Origin of the sequence: Mesorhizobium sp. M0768, from assembly GCF_040320195.1 — a bacterium.
GTDB lineage: Bacteria > Pseudomonadota > Alphaproteobacteria > Rhizobiales > Rhizobiaceae > Mesorhizobium.
In genome coordinates this window covers 1-1,483 of sequence record NZ_JAMYPD010000090.1, presented here as the reverse complement: position 1 = coordinate 1,483, position 1,483 = coordinate 1, and the positions used below count along the sequence as shown (strand labels likewise).

2 protein-coding genes are annotated in these 1,483 nt (G+C 62.6%); both read left to right on the top strand.

Annotated features, from left to right (window positions below):
* A partial coding sequence (locus NKI08_RS34410; RefSeq protein WP_352775950.1) for a branched-chain amino acid ABC transporter permease occupies positions 1–532 on the top strand: 532 nt, incomplete at its 5' end.
* A gap of 49 nt (positions 533–581) precedes the next feature.
* A partial coding sequence (locus tag NKI08_RS34405; RefSeq protein ID WP_352775946.1) for an ABC transporter substrate-binding protein occupies positions 582–1,483 on the top strand: 902 nt, incomplete at its 3' end.

Genomic DNA, 1,483 nt, shown 5'->3' with positions numbered 1-1,483 from the left:
GGCGACGGGCCGCTACCTGCTCTCGGTGACCACGGTCATCGTGCTCACGGCGCTCGTCTGGCGCCTGGTCAACAGCGCGACCGGCCGCAATTTCATCGCCGTGCGCGACAACGAAACCGCCGCGCGGGTGATCGGCGTCCCTGTGCTGAAGACCAAGCTGCTCGCGTTCGCCATCTCGTCCTTCATCATCGGCGTCGCCGGGGTGCTGTGGGCCTTCACCTATCTGCGCACCGTCGAGCCGGCCGGCTTCAATCTCGACCGCTCGTTCCAGATCCTGTTCATCATCATCATCGGCGGGCTGGCCTCGATACGCGGCGCCTTTCTGGGAGCGGCGTTCATCGTCGTCTTTCCGCTCATCCTGTCGCGGCTTGGCGCCTTCCTGTTTGGCGGACTGTTCGATTCGGGTGTTCTCGACATGAGCCAGCGCATCGTGCTCGGCGCGCTCATCATCATCTTCCTCATCGCGGAACCGAACGGGCTGTCGGCCCTCTTCGACCGCCTGAAACGACGGATCGGCTCAAGGTCCAGCTGAGCGCCGCTCGACATCCTCTCACGGACCACAACCTCAGGAGACGCAATCCATGACCTTCTTCAGTCACGTCAAGAAAGCGGCGATCGCCACGGCCTTCGTCCTCGGCGCGACGGCGGTCCACGCCGACGAGCAGTATTTTCCCCTGCAGAGCTACCGCGTCGGCCCTTATGCCGCCGGCGGCACCGGCTTCTTCGGCGGCTTCATCGACTATCTCAAGCTGATCAACATCCGCGACGGCGGCGTCAACGGCGTCAAGCTGACCTGGAGCGAGGGCGAGACGCAGTATGAGGTCGAGAAGGGCGTCGAGGTCTATGAACGATTGAAGAGCAATCCCGGCATCGCCGCCTGGAACCCGCTTTCGGTCGGCATCGCCTATGCCATGATCGACCGCATCACCGATGACAAGGTGCCGCTGATCACCATCAACCACGGCCGCACCGACACCACGGACGGACGCGTGTTCCCTTACGTCTTCCCGCTGCTGCTCAATCCGTACAGCGAGACCTCGGGCATCGTGAACTATATCGCCTCCAAGGAAGGTGGCCTCGACAAGCTCAAGGGCAAGAAGATCGTCGTGCTCTATCACGGCTCGCCCTATGGCAAGGAGACGATTCCGATCTATGAGCTGCTGTCGCAGAAATACGGCTTCGAGCTGTCGCAGATCGAGGTTCCGCATCCAGGCAACGAGCAGCAGGCGCAATGGCTGACGATCCGTCGCGAGCATCCCGACTATGTGGTGCTGCGCGGCTGGGGCGTGATGAACCCGGTTGCGCTCAAGACCGCGCAGAAGACCGGCTTCCCGGCCGATCACATCGTCGGCAATGTCTGGTCGAATTCGGAAGAGGATGTGATCCCCGCGGGCGATGCCGCCAAGGGCTATACGGCCATCACCACCCAGGCGTCAGGCGAGCAGTATCCGGTGGTCCAGGAGATCGTCAAAACGGTCTACGG